Origin of the sequence: Halomonas sp. McD50-4 (assembly GCF_022348135.1) — a bacterium.
Lineage (GTDB): Bacteria > Pseudomonadota > Gammaproteobacteria > Pseudomonadales > Halomonadaceae > Vreelandella > Vreelandella piezotolerans.
In genome coordinates this window covers 1-18,718 of record NZ_JAKRFG010000001.1, presented here as the reverse complement: position 1 = coordinate 18,718, position 18,718 = coordinate 1, and the positions used below count along the sequence as shown (strand labels likewise).

The 18,718-nt window shown below is 54.0% G+C and carries 17 protein-coding genes; 3 read left to right on the top strand and 14 right to left on the bottom strand.

The annotated features are described in order from the left end of the window. Positions 1-3 precede the first annotated feature (3 nt). From hutG to hutU, 6 genes are all read right to left on the bottom strand, one after another. Positions 4-816 carry an N-formylglutamate deformylase gene (hutG, locus tag MHM85_RS00085; protein WP_239286368.1) on the bottom strand — a complete coding sequence of 271 codons (813 nt, stop codon included), beginning with the start codon at positions 814-816 and terminating at the stop codon, positions 4-6. Further along, a complete protein-coding gene (hutI, locus tag MHM85_RS00080; RefSeq protein ID WP_137095034.1) occupies positions 813-2,021 on the bottom strand; it encodes an imidazolonepropionase in 1,209 nt (402 codons plus the stop codon). Before hutI ends, hutG begins: the two co-directional genes overlap by 4 nt. Positions 2,022-2,029: 8 nt before the next feature. Continuing rightward, on the bottom strand, positions 2,030-2,683 hold the full coding sequence (locus MHM85_RS00075) for an aromatic amino acid lyase (protein ID WP_239286367.1): 654 nt from the start codon (positions 2,681-2,683) through the stop codon (positions 2,030-2,032). A gap of 12 nt (positions 2,684-2,695) precedes the next feature. Continuing rightward, positions 2,696-4,024: a YjiH family protein gene (locus MHM85_RS00070; protein WP_137095030.1), complete on the bottom strand. Its 1,329-nt coding sequence runs from the start codon at positions 4,022-4,024 to the stop codon at positions 2,696-2,698. 62 nt (positions 4,025-4,086) lie between these two features. Continuing rightward, entirely contained in the window at positions 4,087-4,740 is a 654-nt protein-coding gene (locus MHM85_RS00065; RefSeq protein WP_054645290.1) for a flavin reductase family protein, read from the bottom strand. Between the two features lie 33 nt (positions 4,741-4,773). After that, entirely contained in the window at positions 4,774-6,441 is a 1,668-nt protein-coding gene (gene hutU / locus MHM85_RS00060; protein WP_239286366.1) for a urocanate hydratase, read from the bottom strand. A gap of 261 nt (positions 6,442-6,702) precedes the next feature. On the opposite strand from hutU, the gene MHM85_RS00055 reads away from it, so the two are divergent. Genes MHM85_RS00055 through MHM85_RS00045 form a run of 3 tightly spaced genes read left to right on the top strand, consistent with a single transcriptional unit; the run spans position 6,703 to position 9,429 of the window. Beyond that, positions 6,703-8,064, top strand: coding sequence for a formimidoylglutamate deiminase (locus tag MHM85_RS00055; RefSeq protein WP_054645288.1), 1,362 nt, complete (start codon positions 6,703-6,705; stop codon positions 8,062-8,064). Between the two features lie 49 nt (positions 8,065-8,113). Continuing rightward, positions 8,114-8,503, top strand: a complete 390-nt coding sequence (locus MHM85_RS00050; RefSeq protein ID WP_239286365.1) for a hypothetical protein — start codon at positions 8,114-8,116, stop codon at positions 8,501-8,503. Next, positions 8,494-9,429 carry a YjiH family protein gene (locus MHM85_RS00045; RefSeq protein WP_239286364.1) on the top strand — a complete coding sequence of 312 codons (936 nt, stop codon included), beginning with the start codon at positions 8,494-8,496 and terminating at the stop codon, positions 9,427-9,429. The genes MHM85_RS00050 and MHM85_RS00045 overlap by 10 nt, the downstream gene beginning before the upstream one ends. On the opposite strand, the gene hutC is transcribed toward MHM85_RS00045, so the two are convergent. From hutC to MHM85_RS00005, 8 genes are all read right to left on the bottom strand, one after another. Then, positions 9,426-10,139: a histidine utilization repressor gene (hutC, locus tag MHM85_RS00040; RefSeq protein ID WP_054645287.1), complete on the bottom strand. Its 714-nt coding sequence runs from the start codon at positions 10,137-10,139 to the stop codon at positions 9,426-9,428. The two genes, MHM85_RS00045 and hutC, sit on opposite strands and share 4 nt — an antisense overlap. 53 nt (positions 10,140-10,192) lie before the next feature. Further along, positions 10,193-10,795: a HutD family protein gene (locus tag MHM85_RS00035; RefSeq protein WP_054645286.1), complete on the bottom strand. Its 603-nt coding sequence runs from the start codon at positions 10,793-10,795 to the stop codon at positions 10,193-10,195. A gap of 13 nt (positions 10,796-10,808) precedes the next feature. Next, on the bottom strand, positions 10,809-11,225 hold the full coding sequence (locus MHM85_RS00030) for a 2OG-Fe(II) oxygenase family protein (RefSeq protein WP_239286385.1): 417 nt from the start codon (positions 11,223-11,225) through the stop codon (positions 10,809-10,811). Positions 11,226-11,400: 175 nt separating this feature from the next. Next, entirely contained in the window at positions 11,401-11,994 is a 594-nt protein-coding gene (locus MHM85_RS00025; protein ID WP_239286363.1) for a DUF4276 family protein, read from the bottom strand. Further along, complete coding sequence (locus MHM85_RS00020) at positions 11,991-13,094, bottom strand: AAA family ATPase (protein ID WP_239286362.1); 1,104 nt, start codon at positions 13,092-13,094, stop codon at positions 11,991-11,993. Before MHM85_RS00020 ends, MHM85_RS00025 begins: the two co-directional genes overlap by 4 nt. Before the next feature lie 107 nt (positions 13,095-13,201). Then, positions 13,202-16,399: a DEAD/DEAH box helicase family protein gene (locus MHM85_RS00015; RefSeq protein WP_239286361.1), complete on the bottom strand. Its 3,198-nt coding sequence runs from the start codon at positions 16,397-16,399 to the stop codon at positions 13,202-13,204. Between the two features lie 105 nt (positions 16,400-16,504). Continuing rightward, entirely contained in the window at positions 16,505-17,926 is a 1,422-nt protein-coding gene (locus MHM85_RS00010; protein WP_239286360.1) for a hypothetical protein, read from the bottom strand. Then, positions 17,923-18,564, bottom strand: coding sequence for a DUF4357 domain-containing protein (locus MHM85_RS00005; protein ID WP_239286359.1), 642 nt, complete (start codon positions 18,562-18,564; stop codon positions 17,923-17,925). The genes MHM85_RS00010 and MHM85_RS00005 overlap by 4 nt, the downstream gene beginning before the upstream one ends. Positions 18,565-18,718: the final 154 nt, after the last annotated feature.

Below are 18,718 nucleotides of genomic sequence, written 5' to 3'. Positions count from 1 at the left end.
ACTTCAACAGCCCCTAACCTCTCCCCACCGCTGCATGGCCTCAAGTAGTTCTCGTAGCAGTGGGCGCACTTCAGCGGCACGGTCTTCACGATAGGCAAAGATTGGTTGTTCGTCGCATGGTTCGTTCATATAGGTACGCTGGGAAAGTTCGAGCTGTACGGCGTGAATATGGTTAGTTGGGTCTCCATAGCTACGGGTAATATGCCCCCCCTTGAAACGACCATTAATCACATGACTAAAGCGAGATTGGGCGGCACACACTTTTAGTAACCGCTGACTAAGCTCCGGATTACAGCTCTGCTCCTCAAAGGTACCCAGATTAATATCAGGCAGTTGGTCGTCGAAAAGCCGCGGTATCTTTGAACGGATAGAGTGCGCGTCAAATAGCAGCGCATAGCCGAAGCGCGCCTTTAGCCGCGCCAATTCGCCTGCCAGAGCGTTGTGATAGGGGCGCCAAACATGCTCTTTGGCCCAGTCGCGCTGAGCCTTAGTGGGTTCCTTCCCCTCTTCATACAACGGCTCACCGTCGAAGTCGGTGCTGGGGAACAGCCCGGTCGTCGCGCCAGTATAGAGTGGCGTATCACTCTCCGGCCGATTAAGGTCGATAACGTAGCGCGAATAGCGCGCCTCAATACGGCTCGCCCCAAGCTCGGCGGCGAAGTTGTAAAGCTTGGGAATATGCCAGTCGGTGTCGGCAAGGCTGAGCGCAGCTTTATTAAGCCCCGCCTCTACCTCCGGCGTTAGCGCGGTGCCTGCGTGAGGCATTGAAATCAATAGCGGCGTATCGCCCTGGGTGAGTTGGTAACTTTCGATCATGCCTCTATCTCCTTACCTGCTTTGAATACCGTGACCGGCAATTGCCCGCCCAGCCAGTAGCTAAGCTCCGCTGGACCGGTAATATCCCATACGACCGCGTCTGCCCATTTACCTACTTCTAGCGAACCGTGAGTGGCCTCAATACCCAGCGCTTTAGCGGCATTGATGGTCACGCCTGCCAGCGCTTCTTCAGGGGTAAGGCGGAACAGCGTGCAGCCAAGATTCATCATCAAGCGTAACGACAGCACCGGCGACGTACCGGGATTAAGGTCGCTGGCCAGCGCCATGGTGACGCCCTGCTCACGAAAGGCTGCAATCGGCGGCAGCTGGGTTTCACGTAGCGTCAAGAAGGCCCCCGGCAGTAACACCGCGGCAGTGCTGCTTTGTGCCATCGCACGCGCATCGACTTCATCGGCGTACTCAACATGGTCAGCGGAAAACGCACCAAACTCTGCAGCCAGTTGGCAACCGCCAAGGTGCGACAGTTGCTCAGCATGTAGCTTGAGCGGCAGGCCCAGTTGCTTGGCGGTTTCAAATACGCGCCGCATCTGTTCCACAGAGAAGGCGATACCTTCACAGAAGCCATCGACGGCGTCGACAAGGCCTTCCTTCGCCAGTGTCGGCAGAATTTCCTCGCAGACTAGATCTATATACTCATCGCTACGTTCGCGGTATTCGGGCGGCAGCGCGTGGGCCGCAAGGCACGTCGTAAGCACTTCGACAGGTAGCCGTTCCCCCAGCGCCCGGGCCACCTTGAGCATTTTGCGCTCGCTCTCCAGATCAAGCCCATACCCCGACTTGACCTCTAGCGTGGTGACGCCTTCGCGCAGCAGTACTTTGGCGCGCTTCTCAGCGCTGGCCAGTAATTCGTCAAAGCTGGCCTCGCGAGTGGCCCGCACGCTGCTAACGATCCCACCGCCCTGTTTAGCTATCTCGCTATAGCTCACGCCCTCCAGGCGCTGCTCAAACTCATTACTGCGGTCACCGCCAAACACCAGATGCGTGTGGCAGTCGATCAACCCTGGCGTTAGCCAGCGCCCACCCAGGTCACGCACTTCATCGAATGCAGCATCGCGGTCAAGTTGCGCCTCAGTGCCAATCCAGGCGATGCGTCCCGCGTCTATAATCAGCGCCGCATCGCGCACAATTCCGTAGCGGCCACCCGCCAGGGTCACCGCATGGCAGTGGTGCCATAGCTGTTTCATGCTTCCTCCTAATCGCTAGGCTGCCGACTCGGCAGTAAGTTCGGGGCAATAGACAGGAGCTTATCGATCACTTGAGTCTCCTTTAGGCGCTGGTAAGTCGCCTCAATATCCAGGTGCAGCGCATGCTCTTCCTGGTAAGCAGGCAAGACGTCTCGCAGTGATTTCCAAGCCAGCGACGTGCCCTTGGCAAACTCATCGCTGCCAATTAAATCAAGGGCCTGAGAGGCGAGTAGATATTCGATAGCAAGAACGTAGAAAGCATTTTCGAGGGTCTTGTCCAGTTTCAGGGCAGCACTTTCGCCAAAGTTTAGATGGTCTTCCTGGAGGCCCGAGGTGATAAAATTGTCGGTTACTGCGGGCTGCGCCAGACGTTTGTTATCCGCCACCAGGGAAGCTGCCGAGTAGTGGGCGATCATCATGCCGGACTTGACGCCGCTTTCAGTGGTCAAGAAAGGTGGCAGCTGATTCGCCTGGGGGGTCACTAAACGGTAGGCGCGCCGCTCTGAGATCGAACTCCACTCACAGGCCGCGATGGCCAACAGATCGCAGGCCATCGCCACCGAGGCGCCGTGAGGATTAGCCTGGGTCACAGTCTGGTTGTCATCTTCAACTGGAACCACTAACGGGTTATCAGTAGCAGAGCGGAGTTTCTTCTCTTCCATCTGAAATAAACACTACATTATGAATGAAGCAATACCCATAGACAGCGGAATGGCTACCACCATCGTCAGGGCTGTTCTGACCACCCAGACGACCGTCAGTCCATAGAATGAAATCGGGATATTGGTCGCCATGATGCAAGGAATTGAGGCAGATACGAAGAGAATAGAAGAGATGGCCGTAATCCCCGCCACCAGCTTCGAGACAACATCAGCCTCTGCCATGATCAACGCGGGAAGGAACATCTCTGAGTAGCTCGTAGACACTGCTGAAGAGAGTTCCAGCCCATTCTCCATGCCAAAGAGTAGCGTGATGGGGTAGAAGATATACCCGATGTAGTCAAAGGCTGGCGTGTACTTCTCAATCAACAGGCTGATCGTGCCGACCGAGAGAATGGTTGGAAGGATGGTCATCGTCATCACGATGCCATCCTTGAGGTTATCCTTGACCAGGTTGAGGAAACTCTTCGGGCTGTTGGCGACCCCAATGGCTTCCGCCACTGCCGTTGCCACGCGATCTCCCTTGTCCGGTGTCGCTTCTCGATTCGAGGCGTGATCGTCCATGCTGGAGATGGGAGGAATGCGTGCACTGATAGCCGTTACCACAACCGTAGTGAACAACGTTGCCAGGAAGAACACTACCCAGATATCCATCAGCCCCAGTGTTCTGGCCACGATTACCATGAAAGCGACGGATACCGTGGAGAACCCCGTAGCAATAATGGCAGCCTCCTTCGCGGAGTACTCCCCACTGAGGTAAGCCTTGTTGGTAATCAAGAGCCCAACGGCAAAACTGGTGATGAATGACGCCACCGCGTCAATAGCAGACCGTCCGGGCACCTTGAACGCCAGGCGCATGAAGGGCTGGGTCAAAGTCCCGACCAGCTCCACCAGGCCATAGTTGACCAGAAGCGGCATAAAGATGGCGCCAATCGGCACCAGGATACCAACCGGAATGACCAGCGCCTTCCAGAGAAACTCCAGCATGAAGGGCTCGTAAAGCGCTGCCGGGCCGGCCTTGAAGATGACCATGCCTGCCAGGACCAGGCCGATGAACTTGAAGAGGGTGAACACGATACTGCCAAAGCCCTGTCGCCAGAACTTCTGCATGATGGGTAATACCGAGCCACCAATGATAAGCAGCAGCGCGTACCATTGGCTGTTTTCACCCAGCAGGTTCTCACACCAGATCACCAAATGGTCGAGAAGAATGGTGTTCTTCTCGGCTATTGTTATCGGAACGAAGAAGACCATGATTCCAAGGAAGCTCGGAATCGCCACCCTCAAGATTTCGGCAAGTGAATGTTTTCTCTTGGCATTGTTGTCAACAGCGCTATTGTCCATTTCCCGCATCCTCTTAGCTTAGGATGACGACAGGGGAGAAGGTCTCCCCCATCGGCCAGTTATCAAGGGCGACCTTCGAGGCCATCTGCTTCATCTTCAGAAGCTTTCGGGATCTTCATCTCGAAACGGTTATCTACCACCGTATAATCGTGATAGCCCATGCGCGCGATAGGACGCGCTTTCATGATGTCGATCTTACCTTCTTCGGTAATGAACTCATCCTTGACGTGAATCTTCACGACTTCTGCAAAGACAATATCGATCGTACCCACGTTCGAGTTGCCTTTGAGACGGTGCGTCGAGATGTACTTGCACTCGAAATGACAGGGGCTATCTGCCACCATCGGCACATTGGACAGGTCAGCCTTGACCGTCTTCAATCCAGCGAGACTGATTTCACTTTCACCATACGGCACCGCCATGGCGGACGTGTTCATGGCGTCCTTGAGATCAAAGGTCACCATGTTCCAGACGAACCAGCCGGTCTTCTCTGCGTTGATGACCGTATCTTTGCGCCGGCCATCGGGATACTGGTTGGCAGCAAACATCACCATCGGCGGATCAAACGTCAGGTTCTGCCATTGACTGTAAGGTGCCAGGTTCTCGACCCCATCCGGGCTGATAGAAGAGAGCCAGCCGATCGGGCGCGGAACGGTACAGCTTTTGAAGGGTGAGTAAGGCAGCGGGCACTTCTCACTGTTCGGCATATATTTCATGTCATGTCCTCTTGTTTGTTGGAGTCAGGCCGTTCACTTGACCATCGGCAGATCAAGGTCGTTTTCACGGGCACAGTTCTTGGCGATCTCATAGCTGGCATCAGCGTGGCGCATAACGCCAGTAGCCGGATCATTCCGCAGCACGCGGCCAAGTCGTGCGTGGGCATCATCGGTACCGTCGGCGACGATCACCACGCCCGAATGCTGGGAGTAACCCATGCCCACCCCGCCGCCGTGGTGAAGGGAGACCCAGGTGGCGCCTCCGGCGGTGTTGAGCAGCGCATTGAGCAGCGGCCAGTCGGAGACGGCATCCGAGCCATCCTGCATTGATTCAGTCTCGCGATTGGGGCTGGCCACCGAGCCGGAGTCCAGGTGGTCGCGACCAATCACAATAGGTGCTTTGAGCTCGCCACTGGCGACCATGGCGTTAAACGCCTGCCCCAAGCGAGCACGATCCTTTAAGCCAACCCAGCAGATGCGCGCCGGTAAGCCCTGGAAGCTGATACGCTCCTTGGCCATATCCAGCCAGTTATGCAGATGCGGATCATCTGGGATGAGTTCTTTGACTTTCTGATCGGTTTTATAGATATCTTCTGGATCACCGGAGAGCGCCACCCAGCGGAATGGGCCAATTCCCTGGCAGAACAGTGGGCGAATGTAGGCAGGCACAAAGCCGGGGAAGTCGAAAGCGTTAGAAACGCCCTCCTCCTGAGCCATCTGGCGAATGTTATTGCCATAATCGAAGGTAGGTATACCCATTGCCTGGAAGTCGAGCATGGCCTGCACATGCACCGCCATGGAGCGCTTAGCCGCCTTAACCACCATCTCGGGCTCGGTCTTCCCGCGTGTCAGATACTCATCCCATGACCAGCCTGCGGGCAGATAACCATGCAGTGGGTCGTGAGCGCTGGTCTGGTCGGTTACCATATCCGGCTTGATGCCACGCTTAATCAGTTCCGGCAATATTTCAGCGGCATTGCCATGCAGCGCAATCGAGACGGCTTTACCTTCTGAGGTATAGCGCTCCAGGCGCGCCAGGGCATCGTCGAGGTCACTCGCCTGCTCATCCACATAGCGGGTACGCAGACGCATATCAATACGACTCTGCTGACACTCAATATTCAGGCTGCAGGCACCCGCTAGCGTTGCCGCCAATGGCTGCGCCCCGCCCATACCACCAAGACCGGCCGTCAGAATCCAGCGCCCGGCCAGCTTGCCGTCGTAGTGCTGCCGACCAGCCTCAACAAAGGTCTCGTAGGTGCCCTGGACAATGCCCTGAGAACCGATGTAGATCCATGAACCAGCCGTCATCTGGCCGTACATCATCAGGCCTTTCTTATCCAGTTCATTGAAATGCTCCCAGTTAGCCCAGGCTGGCACTAGGTTGGAATTGGCAATCAGCACCCTCGGGGCGTCTTTATGGGTTTCAAATACCCCCACCGGCTTACCAGACTGAATCAGCAGTGACTGGTTATCTTCTAAACGTCTGAGCGTTTCAACGATGGTATCGAAACACTCCCAATTGCGGGCGGCGCGGCCAATCCCGCCATAGACCACCAGCTCTTTGGGATTCTCGGCGACATCTGGATCTAGGTTGTTCATCAGCATGCGCAGCGGTGCTTCAGTCAGCCAGCTCTTGCAGGAGAGCTCGACTCCATGAGGTGCCCGAATTTCGGTATCGCGAAAGCGTGAAAGAGACATGGTAACTCCTGTTTGTTGTCAAAGCTTGTATATACATTATGGCAACAAACGCTTCTGCGCAATCACCTAAATCGCCCTTTTTAGCAAAAAAACAACTCAGTCCCAAATATTCGCCAACATAGTGCAAACGCCAAAAATAGGGCGAAATTACGCACCAAAATGGACTTTACGAGGGAATTCCAACTCTCTTCTTTACCTAAGAAGCGGACTTCGCTATATGTATATACATTATCCGTTATTCGTTAACAAAAAGGAGCCCCAATGACCCATTGCTATTTTGCTGATCATGCCCTACTACCGACTGGATGGGCCTCTCAGGTGCTGTTCGAAGTCGATGCCACGGGCATGCTTACATCGGTACTGCCCAACAGCTCGCCCGGCAACGCCCAGCGCTTAGCCGGGCCAGCGCTACCCGGTATGCCTAACCTACATTCACACGCTTTTCAGCGCGTCATGGCGGGCCTAGCAGAAGTCGGTAGCCCCCAGCCAGACAGCTTCTGGAGCTGGCGAGACCGCATGTACGGCTTGGTTGACCGCCTGACACCGGATCAAGTGGGCACCATTGCCCAGGCGCTCTACATCGAAATGCTCAAGGGCGGCTATACGCAGGTCAGCGAATTTCATTATTTGCACCACGATGTATCGGGCCAAGCCCATAGCGATCCGGCTGAAATGGCCTGGGCGATTAGCCAAGCAGCCGATCGCAGTGGCATTGCGCTTACCTTGCTACCGGTGCTTTACGCCCACAGCGGCTTTGGCGGCCAGCCACCCAATCATGGGCAAAGACGTTTTATCCACGCCGTACCAGATTTTTTGAAATTGCTTGAGACGTTGAAGCCAAGCTTTGCCGACCACTCCACACAGGCACTAGGCATGGCGTTTCATTCCCTGCGCGCGGTGACATTGGAAGAGATCCAGGCGGTGCTGGCGACGAACCCTGTCGGGCCACGCCACATTCATGTCGCCGAGCAGCAACGCGAAGTGGAAGACAGCCTCGCCTATTCAGGCAAACGCCCTGTGCGCTGGCTACTGGATAACGTTGAGGTGGATGAGCGCTGGTGTTTGATCCATGCCACTCACCTAGACGACTCAGAAGTACATGACCTCGCCACTAGCGGCGCCGTAGCGGGGCTCTGCCCGACCACCGAGGCCAATCTGGGCGACGGCATCTTCCGCGCAGTGGAGTATGCCGCCCAGGGTGGGCGTCTGGGCATTGGCTCTGATAGCCATGTATCACTCGATGTGGTTGAAGAGCTACGGCTGCTTGAGTACGGCCAGCGCCTTGCCACCCAACAGCGCAACTGCCTGCACAATAGCGACATACGCCCGGTGGGCGACTGGCTTTACCGCCATGCATTAGCGGGAGGCGCCCAGGCCTCTGGCCAACCCATCGGCGCGCTCGAAGCGGGCAAGCGGGCCGATATTGTCGTTCTTGATGGCAGTGACCCCTACCTCGCCACCAGTTCAGACGAAACGCGGCTAGGGCGTTGGCTGTTTGGCGGTTCCAAGCAACAGATACGCGATGTCATGGTCGCAGGCCGCTGGGTTATCCAGCAGCGGCGTCACGCCCTTGACGAAGCGAACAATGCCGCACTGACCAAGCTGTTTGGTGAGATCGCCTAGCCAATAGCGCCCCACTGGTCAACTCTCTCCACCTGCCCCTGGAGCCCCTATGCCTGACAATAACTACACCCTCAAAGCCACACCAACCCTTCTGTTTAAGCTGCTGGTGCCAAGCCTGCTAGGCATCCTGGTGTTCTTTGTACCACTACCTTTTGACGGCAAGACCACGATTCTTCTCGATCATATGGTAAGCGCCGTGCGCAGCATATTAGGGGGCGCCGTGGCCTACTACGCCATGGCGGTGATTGTCGCAGGCGCCCTCTATCCGGTGATTACCGGTCATTGGCGGGCTAATCGCACCGAGCGTGTATTCACCGTGTTCAAGTGGGTGGGGGTCTTGTGCGCTATCATGGCGCTAAGCGGAGCAGGGCCGTCGGCACTGCATACGCCAGATATGCTGCCCTTTCTGTTCGACAAATGGTCATCTCGGTGGGCTTGATCGTACCGATCGGCGCAGTTTTTCTGGCACTGCTCATCAATTACGGCCTGCTTGAGGGCGTCGGCGTCCTCTGCCAGCCCCTTATGCGTCCCTTGTGGCGCACCCCAGGCCGTTCGGCCATTGACGCTGTCGCGTCATTCGTCGGCAGCTACTCAATCGGCCTGCTTATTACTAATCGCGTTTACCAATCGGGCCAATATTCGGCCCGCGAAGCGGCGATTATTGCCACCGGCTTCTCTACTGTATCAGCCACTTTCATGATTATCGTCGCCAAAACCCTCAACCTGATGTCAATGTGGAACCTGTACTTCTGGCTGACGCTACTGATCACCTTCACGGTTACCGCGATCACCGTACGCCTGCCGCCACTCTCGCGAATGGACGATGAGACAACTCACCAAGAGGCGCCAGTAGCGAACGGCCAGCGGCTGACAAGGGCTTGGCAGGAGAGTCTAACCGCGGCTGAAAGCGCGCCTGGACTCCTGCGCAGCGTGGCAATCAACTTTAAGGAAGGGATGCTAATGACCATGAGCATCCTGCCCTTTATCCTTTCAGTTGGATTGCTCGGCCTGTTATTGGCCAAATACACCCCGGTATTCGACTGGCTGGGACTAATTTTCTATCCGTTAATCGCCCTGTTCGGCATAGAAGAAGCCAGCCAACTAGCCCAGGCAACAGCCTCAGGACTCGCCGAAATGTTTCTGCCAGCACTACTGATGGCTGATGCGACCTTGCCTGCACGCTTCGCCGCCGGTGTGATCTCCGTATCGTCGATTCTGTTCTTCTCGGCATCAATTCCGTGCATTTTATCGACGACCATTCCACTCAGCGTTGGCCGTATCGTCATCATTTGGTTGATCCGAACGATGCTCAGTCTGACACTGGCCATTCCCGCTGGTTATTTTGCAGCTTGGGTAGCGGGCTAGGTATTTGAACGCGCCATAGTACGCAATTTATAGCGGTCACCGGGATGCAGCAGGTGAGCATAACTAATTAGGCGGTCGCCTGACCAAGTGCGCCGACGAACACTAAGGCAGGGTAGCGCAGCATCAATTTCCAGCCACTCTGCCGCGCCCGCTTCAGGCAGCACCGCCTCTACCACGTGCTCCATATCGGTAATCGGGCAAGCGGCAACCAACACCTCGTTGGGGGTTTGGCGATTGAAGTCTGCCTCCAGATAGCCAGGCACCCAACGTGGATTGACGAAGCGCTCTTCGAGCTGGATCGGCTGGCCATTTTCCAGGTGAATGAGAATCGAATGAAATAACCTAGTCCCAATACGCACACCCATCCGCAGGGCAACCTCATCGTCAGCATTCAACGCTTCGCAACTCACCACACGATTAGCGTATTCGTGGCCACGGCTGCGTACCTCATCAGCGATATTATTAATTTCGGCCAATGACGACTCAGAGCGGCGATCCGTTACAAAAGTACCGATCCCCGATTGACGCACCAGATAACCTTCCTGCACTAGGTCGCGAATTGCCTTATTGGCAGTCATCCTGCTGACACCAAAGGTAACCGCAAGCTGCTCCTCAGGCGGGATCTTGTGATCGACGGGAAAATGCCCCGTTTGGATATTATCCAGCAAGTACTGCTTAATCTGTTGATACCGGGGCGGTTGGCGTCCCACGTGCTCTCCTCAAATCCCTTTCACCACCCCGCTTAGCACTCTGAAAAGGAGCATCAACCCCGCGGAGACAGGTCGACCCTAATCAGGCGCGTTGCAGGCAGCGTCTCAAATGTCATTGTGTTACTGCTATCGGTCGCTAGCTCGTCATCAGCGTTTAGCCTGGGCCAGTGCCAAACATCACCACTACCAAGTGGCAGCGACGGCTCACCGACCCGCCACGCCTGCCCACCAACGGCTAAGATAAGTGTCTCAGCGTTTGGGGCTTGCTTTAGCGGCTCCCCAGGCGTTAGCCAACGAACAGAAGCCTGCCAGTTTGCTGGATTGTACATTATATTCAGCGCCTGGCTCGGCCCCTCGGGCAACAAGCAATTCACCACTGCCTCACCTTTGAAGATAAAGCTTTCCCGAGATGCCAAAACAGCACGCTGATCAGGCAAAACAAGCGTGACCGGATGCTCGCCTATCACCGTAAAGTGACGCCTGACCCCAGTAATAATCGAGAATGGCCCTTCCCTGTCAAGTTCAGCCACCGAAACCCGCCAGTCCGGCGATTCCCCATCACCCTCCTGGCGCGCCACTTCACGTGTCACTCCACCGCCATTTTGCCAAGCGACCGGCACAAGCTCGGCATAGCGTAACGTTTCAGGCAGCTTCATTGATTGCTCCTCATCAGGATGCGGCGGCCTTGCGGTAGCTCATTGAGGCATCAATGCGACCCAAGATGTAGTCACCCGCGGCTACCGGCGGATATTGAGCTTCTGCTGCTGAGACACCAAGGTCGGCAGGGTCAACGCGAGCCGTATAGTCGGGGTCATAAAAGGTCGCTATGGAGTAGCGTTCCCGGCCACTGGTATTGATGACACGATGCAACGTAGAGCGAAAGCGGTCATTTGACCATCGCGCCAACAGATCACCGACATTAACTACCAGCGAGCCCTCAATAAAGGGGGCATCAACCCAGCGCTCGCTACCCAGCTCGCGCACTTGTAAACCACCGACGGCATCTTGGTAGAGCAGCGTCACGCAGCCATAATCAGTATGCGGCGCAACGCCAAACTGATCCGCCGGTCGATCATCAGCCTGCACGGGGTCCAAGTGCCAGGCTCGTCAAAATAGGCCGAGACTGTGATAGGTAGAGCTAATATGCCCATCGAGCATGATATCGCCAAAGCAGTTGCTAACTTCATTACAATCCCTTTTTTAGCTTTTGAATGCTGCAATGACTACTATCGGCCTGAATAAAATTTAATTTAGTTAAATTTTACTTTCTGATCTGAGCAATACACGTCAACCAAGCATCAAATCTAGGGCAGCCTGCCCTTGCTTCATCTAAGGCACCTTCTAAAGCCACTGGTCCATGGAATTTTTTATCGTAATGAGGGGCAATAGCTTTTATACGCCGAGATGGGCAGGTTTCGTATCCATCGTTGACTAGCTCGGCACCTCCGCTTTGGCCAACGATGCTACGGAGCTTAGCGCTGAGCCCATCGACGCCAATGACTTCCTCCGCATGATCAGGTACTGCAAGCACGAGGGCTTCAAATTCGTACTGCTGAACATAGGGGGTAAATCGGTGACGTTTATCCTCGGGCACAAGACCATTGATAGCATCCTCTAGAGCGTAAACGTCACCCGGCGGGCGTTTATGAAAACCATAAAAGTCATAAAACGTTGTTACATGATCAAACATAGCCATCAACTTACTAAGCTCTTTATCGATGCGCTCAAGTGACACACGTCCGCGCATATCAATGGGGCTAGCAAACACTTGATTTTGGGCTAATACCGGTGCCAAAACACGTGTTACAAACTCTCGCTCAGTCGCTCCCTCAACGCTAATGCCTAGTCGAATCACGCGGGGGTACCTCCCAGCAAATTTTTCTCCCATAAGTCTCCCAAACGATAGTCCTCCAGCCATGCTTCTAAGGAGACCGTATCTAGCCGCTTAAAAGTAGAGCGATTTTCCCGGTGCTCGACAACGACGACATCGTCAGCGCTGAACTCATTGGCCAACGAGACGGATTGAGTAGAAATAATGATCTGAGTGGATTGGCTAACCAGCCGGAGCATTGAGCCTAGTAGCTGTATGGCATAGGGGTGCAGGCCCAATTCAGGTTCGTCCAGCAATATCAGAGAAGGTAAATTAGGTTGTAGCAGTAATGTGGCCATGCAGATAAAACGCAGGGTTCCATCGGAAAGCGCATGGGCATCAAAGTAAGCATCGCTGCCTTTATGTTTCCAACGTAGCCGGATCTTGCTGTCGTTATGCCGTTCAGGTGCCAGTATGAAATCGTGAAAAAACGGCGCAACCCGCTGGATCGTAGATACAATTCGCTTATAGACATCTGGGTTGTGCGTCTGAATGTCATAAAGGAAAGCCGCTAAGTTTTCACCCTGCTCGCGTAATCGGTCACTGTCCAACAGCTCTCCCGCCTGCTTCATAGGCGCACTGCTGCTCGTATCGTGGAAGTGATACACCTTCCAGTCAGAAATGTGCTTAGCCACATTACCTGCAATAGTCGCTCCCTGTGGGGCAGGCAATGCTGATTCGTCAGCACCAGGCTTAGCTAGCCCTTTTTTTTTGTCGCCACCTGAAAAGCCTATGGTGTCAGCAAAAAACTCGCAAAACTCCTCTTTAAAGACTAGCCGCCCATCTTGCGATGGAATCAAGGTTGCCCCATAGCTGTTTGGATCAAAGCGCAAGTACGTTGAAAGTGTGGGAGTCTGTTTTCGGCCAAAATGAAGCAGCGCATCCGCCCCGCCCTGTTCCGCTACATATAGCTGCAAATCTTTTTGAAGCAGCTTATTCATGAAGCGAAAAAAATTGATGAAGTTCGACTTCCCCGCACCATTGGGGCCAATTAGCACGTTCAGTGGCTTGAGCTCTAGTGAGGTAGACTCGATAGAGCGAAAACCATTAATTTCTAGGTGCGTGAGGTAGCCAACTTTAGCCATTCACCGTGTCCTCCAGCCCATGAGATGTAAATCACCCACCTTACGCAGGCAGTAAAATCTATGCAGTATCGTGATGAATCCATCACGTTTGAATTCATCATCATACGCTAGATTCGCCCATCAAGCTGCCGACCTGTAAGCAGCTTCAAGATCAGCAGCGCAAACTGCCTACCGGTTTCTTCGTTTTCTAGCAGCGGCATACTCAGTTTTTCATGGTCGTTCATCGCGTCTAACACGGCGTCGGTCACGCGCTTGGGAAATAGCCCATGCATCACTTGGTTTTCGTCATGGTGGTTGATCTGGGCCATGACAGCATCATCACGTTCAATGCGGTCGGCAATACCGTTGGCGAAATGCAGCTTATCGCCATCGCTAATATCTGCGCCGTAGAGGTCATTCAGGCGCTCGATAATCTCATTAAGGCGTTGAGTTTCGGGGTCATGGGGTTTGCCGGAGCCAACATCTGAGATTGGTTTCAAGCCGTAATCGCCACTCTCCTCTTCAAGCGAGAGGCGCTGCTCAGCGCGCTTGGTCAGCCGGTAGCTGTCCAGCTCAAGCTCGCTGACATCAATAGGGTCGCCAATTAATAACCGGTCAATACGTAGCAAGGGATGCAGGTGCTTGGCATACACGCACAGCTGCTCTAATTCAGCATCATCGAAGTGGATGATCTGACTGAGAAATTCATAGGTGCGTACAAAGCTTTGTAAGTTTTTACGGAACAGGTCCAGCTCATCGCGGGTCTTGCCTGCGTCTTCCAGCTCCTGCTCGGCACGCTTTATGCCTTTATCATCGCCTTGCTGCTCAGCTTGATATCGGGCGTCTTTCCACGTTTGTTGCTGCTGTACGGTGACTTCATAACGCTTTTTGAAACGATCTTGAGCAGGCTGGCAGTAGTAACTTAATCGTGAAGCGGGTGCTTTAGGGTCAAAGAAAGCAATAGCAAACGCTTCCACCTCAGGCCAGTGATAAATGCCGCCCGCATCCAATGTGCGTTTGAGGTCATACACCACCTGCGGATCGGACACATCTGCCAACGTCGCTTTCCGATAATACGGCGCAAACGCTTCTAAAATTTCTTGTGGTTCATTGAAGAAATCGAGGATAAACGTCTGTTTGCCAGGAAACAGTCGGTTCAGCCGCGAAAGCGTCTGCACGCAGTCTACGCCCTGCAGTTTTTTATCCACGTACATGGCGCATAGCTTGGGCTGGTCAAAGCCTGTCTGGTATTTATTGGCGGCGATCATCACGTTGAAGTCGTCGGTATCTAACGCCCCCGCTAAATCACGCCCACGAACGCCGGGGTTCAACAGTTTGCTGGTTTCGCTGACTTCTTCAGGAATAACCTCATCGGCCGGTACGCTGCCGGAAAACGCCACTAAGGGATGCACGTCACTATAGCCTTGAGCTTCCACATACTGGCGCATCGCCAGCTGATAACGCACCGCCTCTTGGCGGCTAGCGGTGACCACCATGGCCTTGGCCTGGCCATCTAGCAAATGACGCACATTGGCGCGGAAGTGCTCAACAATGACCTCTACGCGCTGGGCAATGTTGTAAGGATGTAAGCGCACCCACTTAGCTAATACACGGGAGGCCTTCTTGGCGTCTACCTCTTTCTCTTCATCTTCCAAGTGGGCCAGTTTCCAGGCGGTGCTGTAGGTGACGTAATTACTCAGCACATCCAGAATGAAGCCTTCCTCGATAGCTTGGCGCATTGAGTAGAGATGAAATGACTCAGGCTTGTTGTCCGCGCTTGGCGGCAAGCTGGAGTCTGGTACACGGCCAAACAGTTCTAGTGTCTTGGCCTTGGGTGTGGCGGTAAAGGCGTAGTAGCTGATGCGCTCATTCGGGCGACGAGTGGACACGGCTGCATCCAGCATTGCTTCTGCACTGATTTCCTCATCATCTTCCGCGCTCTCTTCAGCGGCGGCTAACAGCGCCTTGAGCTTGCGCGCAGAATCGCCCGCCTGTGACGAGTGTGCTTCATCGGCAATGACCGCATAGCGGCCCTCGGCAAGCGTGGGACGTTTATCCAGCGCATCGAACAGCGCAGGAAAGGTCTGGATAGTGACGATGATGATGCGGGTATTGCTCGCCAGCGCCTCCGCCAGCTGTTCAGATTTGCTCTGGTTGCCGACATCGCGGGTGATCGGGCAGACCACCCCATGGGCATGTTCAAACTGGTAAATGGTGTTTTGCAGCTGGCTATCCAGCACGGTGCGGTCAGTCACCACAATCACAGAGTTAAAGCGCTTCTGCTGGCCGCTTTCGTCATACAGGTTGGCCAACTGATGGGCGAGCCAGGCAATGGAGTTAGATTTACCTGACCCCGCGCTATGTTGAACTAGGTAACGCTGCCCGCCATCTTCAGCTTGGGTGGTCTCAATCAGCTGATTAACCACTTCCCATTGGTGGTAACGCGGGAAAATCAGCGTTTCTTTCGTTTTGCGTCGACCGTGAAAGTCTTCGGTGGTTTTCTGCTCCAAGTGCAAAAAGCGTCCTAGAATCTTCAGCCATGCATCCGGCAACAGCACACGCTCCCATAAGTAGCTTGTGGCGTAGCTATTGCCATCTTCTGGTGGCGGGTTGCCAGCACCGCCGCCTTCAGTGCCCAGGTTAAACGGCAGAAAGAACGTTTCTTTGCCCGCCAGTTTCGTGGTCATCGCCACTTCTGCTTGGCTGACCGCAAAATGCACCAATGCGCCACGCTTGAAGGCGAGTAGCGGCTCAACCTTGCGGGTAACAGGATCTTTTAGCGGGCGATCATGGCGGTACTGTCGCTTGGCGTTTTCTACCGACTGCTTAAACTCACTTTTTAGCTCTAAGGTGGCGGTAGGGATACCATTAACAAAAAGCACCAGATCCAGACGCGGGTTATAGCTCTGGCCGCCATTGGCTTTGTCTCGGGCATGGGGCGAGTAGGCAACTTCCGGCACTACGCGCAAACGGTTGGCTTGATAGCGTGAACGTGCTTCAGGGTTCATGGCATGGTCGGGCTTAAAGCTGCACAGATCAAATGTCACGCCCGGCACTTTAAAGCCATGGCGCAGCACTTCTAGCGTGCCCGCCCGCTCCAGTTCGCGTACCACTTTCTGCACAAACACCGTTTCAGAGGATTGCGGGTTAGCCTTGCAGAACTTCTCCCAGCGCTCGGGCCAAGCCTCCTGCACATACCCCAGCAGATCCTCTGTATAAAGTGCTGTGGTGCGGTCATAGCCGCTGGCAGTACCCACTGCCCAACCACTAGCAGCCATGGCGTCGATGATGTCTTGTTGGAACTGGGCTTCCCTGCTGTCCGCCATTGAAAATCCTTAGTAGTTAACTACATAGCTGCTTTACTTTATTTTAATCATACATAAGCCAGTGGATAACCAGCATTCTTGATAACCCACCATGGCCAGCTTTCGTTATACTTTGCCTTCGTCCTCCAGCCTATCTCTAAGTGCTTGTAGCTCTCTACCAGACAAAAGCATATCAAGTCCCTCTTTCGCAGCACTGAACCAGCGATTGACCATGTCAGATTCGTCCACTGCCCCTTTCATAACGTCGGCCATCGGGCGATGAATCATCAACGGATGCCATAGGTTATTTCCCTGCGAAACCGCCCACTCGCCAGACTGCTGGGTTAGTCGATGGCATAGCGAGCGGTACTCAGGCGTTTCCCAGAAACTATTCCGCTCCCCCCAACTCTTTGTAACATCTAGAATAATAGAGAAATCCCCGCCCCTCTCCTTGCCGACAGGCTGGATACTATGATCATGAGAAGAGAAGTAATATCCAACAAAAACGCTGGGTCTCCACGGCTGGGCTAGGTTAACTCCATAGCGCCCTTCCACCATCCCCAGAATTCTTTTTCCTCTTAGAAAAGCAATCCTTTCACTCTCTGAGTTGGCAAATGCATCGTAAGCCCACTCCCAGTCAGCGCTAACTCCTTGCTGATTGGCCGACTTCAAAGCTGTGTGAATCATCTCGCTGGGCAGACCAATTTCTTCGGCAACGGTCTCAATCCCATTTTTAAACTTACGCTGGCCAGAGGCGCCTAACGGCTGATCAGACTCAGCCCGCTCTTCAATGGTATCGGGTGATTCGCTAGAAATATTGACCGAAAGCTGTCCGCTGTCATCATTCCGGATAACTTCCACAGTGGTTCGGTGTATGGTCTCAGTACGAGCTATGGGCTGAGATAGCCATATAATGTCTTCAGGATACTCATCGTTTTGAAACGGGGAGACTTCCAAAACACTAATCTGATAATCGGTTGCATCGTTCCTACTGGCTGAACGAATCCATTCTGATAAACCTTCAGGTGCTTCATCACAAGCAATGATGTAATGCAACTGCCCTTGAGACAGCCGATTTCTGTAACTTTGCGCTACCCAACGCGCCCGATCGGGATCTCCCACTAGCTTCAAAGCGACGTGTTCAAGACGAGTACAGCCAGGTAGACCTTGAGAAAACAGTTCAACTTGACTGCGTTCATCAAGGCTGCCAAGTGCAGCACCGTAATCGAGAATCTGTGAAATGACAGACCTACCTCTAAGCTCCCTGTTGCCAAAGCGCTTCACTTCCACAATTCCGACATCACCACGATCAGTCAGGAACATTAGATCAGGGTATTTTTGATGCCCCATTAAGTCTTGAACGCGGCCCTGCCTAACTAAGTGAATGCTGTCTACAAACAGGCCTATCCTCTCAAGACACAGCAGCTCATGGTTCCTGCAAATCACATCCTCTAAATGTGATTCAAGAAGCCCTAACTGCCCCAGCCGTTTTCGCTTCAACGTTTGATCAGAGCCATTAGTGCTGGTTTTCACCATGCCATCAATCACGCTAATTCACCCCTTGATTTCCCTAGAGTGGCCGCAGCACTCACCTGCTGGTCTTGCCAAGCCCCATATGTTTGGCCAGTGCCTTCCAATTTCCAATGTATTCGCCCATTGGCACTTCGACCTGACACCACTGCAGCAGCGGCACTCGGGCTAGTAAAAGCGTAATCGCTGGCGAAACGTCTCACCTTGTTCTCATCCTCAACCAGCACTCCTTCATCACATAGCTGCTGATAGAGGCTTTGGTAACCACCATCAACACCTGTCCATGTACCTCTGGCGATAGAACCTTCCAGCACGTAAAACTCACCGTCCAGTTCTTGCCCGTAGGCTTTAATACCGTAACGAGGTACTTCTGCTACAAACTTTGGAGAGGCAGCTGGCGACGGTTTTAATATCGACGGTGGGTGAGATGGCATAGGCCGACCACGCAAAAAATCCAGCCCAAGTACCGGCAGTACCGTACGGATCTGCTCCATAAAAAAAGCCATATCAGCACGGTCGGATTCGGGCAAGTTGATGTATTCGTGCGCGGTGCCGTTGGCTAGCTTGCAGCGCCCTAGCTCGCCTGCTGACTGGATCAGCAGGCTTTCCAGATATTTGACGTGGGCTTTGGTAAGGTTTTGATCCTTGCTGGTCACTAAACAGACTTTCTCCCAGAAGTCCTTCCCCCACTGTCAAGCTAGTTGGAGTGTCAGCGGCTGTTAGACTCTGAACGATGTGGGGCGTGACGAGGTTCCGATGAAGTACTCCGACGAGCGCCGGGAAGCCATCCTCAAGAAGCTGCTCCCGCCG

Bases quoted from the DNA above. Each gene is read 5' to 3' on its own strand.
- MHM85_RS00015 (WP_239286361.1), bottom strand. From the start codon at position 16,399: ATGGCGGACAGCAGGGAAGCCCAGTTCCAACAAGACATCATCGACGCC.
- MHM85_RS00075 (WP_239286367.1), bottom strand. From the start codon at position 2,683: ATGGAAGAGAAGAAACTCCGCTCTGCTACTGATAACCCGTTAGTGGTT.
- MHM85_RS00035 (WP_054645286.1), bottom strand. From the start codon at position 10,795: ATGAAGCTGCCTGAAACGTTACGCTATGCCGAGCTTGTGCCGGTCGCT.
- MHM85_RS00020 (WP_239286362.1), bottom strand. From the start codon at position 13,094: ATGGCTAAAGTTGGCTACCTCACGCACCTAGAAATTAATGGTTTTCGC.
- MHM85_RS00050 (WP_239286365.1), top strand. From the start codon at position 8,114: ATGCCTGACAATAACTACACCCTCAAAGCCACACCAACCCTTCTGTTT.
- MHM85_RS00055 (WP_054645288.1), top strand. From the start codon at position 6,703: ATGACCCATTGCTATTTTGCTGATCATGCCCTACTACCGACTGGATGG.
- hutU (WP_239286366.1), bottom strand. From the start codon at position 6,441: ATGTCTCTTTCACGCTTTCGCGATACCGAAATTCGGGCACCTCATGGA.
- MHM85_RS00065 (WP_054645290.1), bottom strand. From the start codon at position 4,740: ATGAAATATATGCCGAACAGTGAGAAGTGCCCGCTGCCTTACTCACCC.
- hutI (WP_137095034.1), bottom strand. From the start codon at position 2,021: ATGAAACAGCTATGGCACCACTGCCATGCGGTGACCCTGGCGGGTGGC.
- MHM85_RS00070 (WP_137095030.1), bottom strand. From the start codon at position 4,024: ATGGACAATAGCGCTGTTGACAACAATGCCAAGAGAAAACATTCACTT.
- hutG (WP_239286368.1), bottom strand. From the start codon at position 816: ATGATCGAAAGTTACCAACTCACCCAGGGCGATACGCCGCTATTGATT.